At 72.9% G+C, this 3,123-nt stretch carries 3 protein-coding genes; all 3 read right to left on the reverse strand.

The genetic code is table 11. The features are described 5' to 3' along the window. A partial coding sequence (locus C6N75_RS18495) for a P-loop NTPase family protein (RefSeq protein WP_105870015.1) occupies window positions 1–1,997 on the reverse strand: 1,997 nt, incomplete at its 3' end. A gap of 111 nt (window positions 1,998–2,108) precedes the next feature. Then, window positions 2,109–2,486, reverse strand: a complete 378-nt coding sequence (locus tag C6N75_RS18500) for a hypothetical protein (protein WP_105870016.1) — start codon at window positions 2,484–2,486, stop codon at window positions 2,109–2,111. A gap of 13 nt (window positions 2,487–2,499) precedes the next feature. Beyond that, on the reverse strand, window positions 2,500–2,958 hold the full coding sequence (locus tag C6N75_RS18505) for a hypothetical protein (RefSeq protein WP_146132606.1): 459 nt from the start codon (window positions 2,956–2,958) through the stop codon (window positions 2,500–2,502). Window positions 2,959–3,123 lie beyond the last annotated feature (165 nt).

Consider the following 3,123-nt stretch of genomic DNA (forward strand, 5'->3'; position numbering starts at 1 on the left):
GTGGGGAACTCGCCGGGCCGGGGCGGTTCGGTCCAGTCGAACCACAGCTCGCGGCGCTCAAGCTCGCCGATCTCGTGATCGGTGAGGGAGGTGACGAGGTCGGGGAAGTAGTGGTCGATGCCGGTCTTGAAGTTCATGTACAGGGTGCGCAGGACGTCGGGCTGCTTGCCTTCGACGATCCAGCCGGCGCCGCCGGTGTTGGAGTCGGCCGGCGGCTCCGGCTCGCCGGCCATGACCCGCTCGATGCGGCCCCTCTCCTCGGGGGAGAAGCTGCGGGGGAGGGGAGCGGGGATGTGGTCCTCGGCGATACCCAGGGCGCGGAACATGTCGCCGACCTTCTTCGCCGCGACCTTGAGGATCACCGGGATGCAGTTCTCCCTCAGGTTCTCGCACAGCAGTTGGGTGAAACCGTCCTGGACGTAGATGGACTGGCCGGCGACTTTGATGCCGATGCCGTACTTGCGGCCCTTGACCGACACCGTCTCGGCGAGGTCCATGACTTCCTCGCCGTAGGTGCCGTGGCGGGCGGCGGAGAGGAACTCGTCCAGGTAGGCCGACAGCATCCGGTAGGGGCAGCCCGGGGCCTTGGGGTCCCAGTCGTGCAGGCGGCCGTCGTCCCACAGCATCTGTCCGCGGATTTCCATCAGGGCGTTGAGCGCCCGCAGCATCCGCAGCATGTACAGGGCGCCGATGCCGTAGCGGTCGGTGTGCTCGCCGAGCGCGGCGGTCTTCTCGTCGGGGGCTTCGGTGGCCAGCCACACCACGCCGCCGAACAGCGCGTCGGCGGCGACATGCAGGGCCATCAGTTGGGTCTTGCCGCCGCCGGAGGGAGCCACGAACAGGCCGTGGGCCGCGCCGCGGTCGGTGTAGACCCGGTTCCTCGCGGGCTGGCCGTTGCCGAGGTAGCCGGTCACCCACCGCCCGTCCGCGTCTGGGGTGAGCAGCTCGCGGGTGGCGGGGAACTCTTGCGCGAGCGGGCTGGTGTCCCATAGCGAGACCAGGACGTGGTCGGCGTCGATGGTGACGAACAGTCGGCCGTCGTCGTACTTCGTCTTCAGCGCGGCGGCCAGGGTGTGGAGGTTGACGCGCGGTTCGCCGATCTCGTCGGGTACCTGGGCGATGTAGTGGGTGACGCGCCGGCGGTCTTCGCGGACCTTCTTCACGAACACGCTGCCGGGGATGGGGCCGCGGTCGGTGCTGATGCGGTCCGCCCACCACTGCTCCGTGGTCGGTTCGGTGGTCCGGCGTCGGTTGGCGTCGGGGGTGATGTGGGCCTGCACCCACCCGGGCCCGCTCTGTCGGCCATCGGGCTGGGCTTCGACGGGGGCGAGGGTGACGTCCTGCTCCATGACGACGAACGCGGCGGCCACCGCCGCCGGCGTGAGGTTGCCGATGGGCCGGCCGGGCTCGCGGGAGCGCAGCAGGATCGTCAGGTCGTGCTCGGTGTCCGGGTGGGGGATGGCCTTGACCAGCAGGGTGCCCCCGGGCAGGCCGGCGCGCTCCCACAGCTCGCGGGCAGAGCGGGTGTAGAGGGGTGCTCCGTCCTCGGGGTGCAGCGGCTCCAGTGCCTCCTCCACCACCGGCACCTCCTCGTACGGCTCGTCGGCGGACGGGGCGGCTGCGAGCGCGGGTCGCACCGCGGGCGCGGAGCGGTGCCCGCGGCTGGTGCGGGAGAAGGGAGCCAGCGCCCCGCACGCCACCGCCCAGCCGGCGGCGGCCAGGGCGTCGGCGTTCCACGGGCCCCAGCCCGGGGTCCACAGTGCGGTGACGTCGACGGCGGCGGCCAGGGCGAAGGGGAGGCTGCGCAGGATGCGCTGCCCGGAGCCGGGGGTGCGGCTGCGGGCGGCGTGCACGGCGTTGCCGAGGCCGGCCGCACCGAGCACGGCGATGCCGGCGGTGGTCAGACCGGCGGGGGAGTGGTTAGGGGCCGCGCAGATCACCGGCGCGGCCAGGGTGCAGGCGAGGCGTTCCAGCGCGACGGCGCGCGGCAGGTACACGGGCAGGTCTCCGAATCGAGCTAGAGGGGGGTCGGGTGGGGGACAGCTCGCGGGTCGGGGCCGGCCCGCGTGCTGCGGGCCGGCCCCGGCCGGCGGGTGGAGCGGGGGTACTCAGTCGGCGAAGAAGCCGGGCTTGGGCGTCTTGTGCTTCCGGCCGGTGCGGACCTGGTCCAGCGCCCCGTACATCGAGGCGTGCATCCGCCTCGTCGCGGCGGTCTGGGCGGCGGCCTCGCCGCCGGCCTCCGACAGGTTGCGGGTGTGGTGGACGGCGCTGCCGAGGGCCTCGGCGACCTGCTGGGTCAGCCCCACGAACTGCTGGTCGACGTCGGCGTCGGCGATGGCGTCGGCGACCTGGTCGACGCGGACGGCGGTGTTCGCCATGATCCGCCGCAGCAGGGCCATGTCATCGGACAGGTCGTCCATCGCGGCCTGGACATGGAGCAGCACCCGCTGCAAGTCGGCGTAGTTCCCGGTCGTGGTGTCACTCATCGCTGGGTTTCCTTCACTGGTGGTGGGTGGCGGCCGAGGCGTGGGCGGTGCCGCCGTCGGCCATCGCGTCGAGGTCGGCCTGGTAGGTGCGGCCCGTCTGCTGCGCGGCCTGCACCGCCGTGACCACCGCCGTGTCGCAGGCCGTCGACGCGGTGCGCGCCAAACCCTCCATGCGCCCGACGTCTTCGGCCAGCGATTGGACCTGGGCGATCAGGCGCGGGTCGAGGTGGTGAGCGTCGGCCAGCTCCTCGGCCAGCGTGTTGAGCGCCTTGGCAAGCTTGGCGGCGCCCTGGGTGATGTCCTTGGCCTTTTCGCCCGCGGTGATCGCGGCGAGGGCGGCGTTGGTCATCTCCACCAGGTACTGGCCCAGCGTGATGTTCGTGGCGTGCCGCCCCGCCGGCCGCACCGCACCGCCGGCGACACGCGGTGCGGGTGTCGGCACGGTGGGCCGAGGGGTGTCATGGCTGTTCACGGGCGTGTGCTCCTTCTGCGAGGGGATCCGGGCACCGGTAGCCGTGGCGGCCACCGACTCGGTACTCGTGACGGGCGGCTCATGGCCGGCAGGCGGGCCGCTGGGGGCGGCGGGCGCCGCCGGACCGGGGCCGGGGTTCGGGTCGGGGCGGCTGGTGCCGGGGCG

It is taken from the genome of Streptomyces solincola, from assembly GCF_002982015.1.
Taxonomy (GTDB): Bacteria; Actinomycetota; Actinomycetes; order Streptomycetales; family Streptomycetaceae; genus Streptomyces; species Streptomyces solincola.

What these genes read in the sequence shown, in the direction of transcription:
- C6N75_RS18500 (WP_105870016.1), bottom strand. Translation starts at nt 2,486, where the DNA reads ATGAGTGACACCACGACCGGGAACTACGCCGACTTGCAGCGGGTGCTG.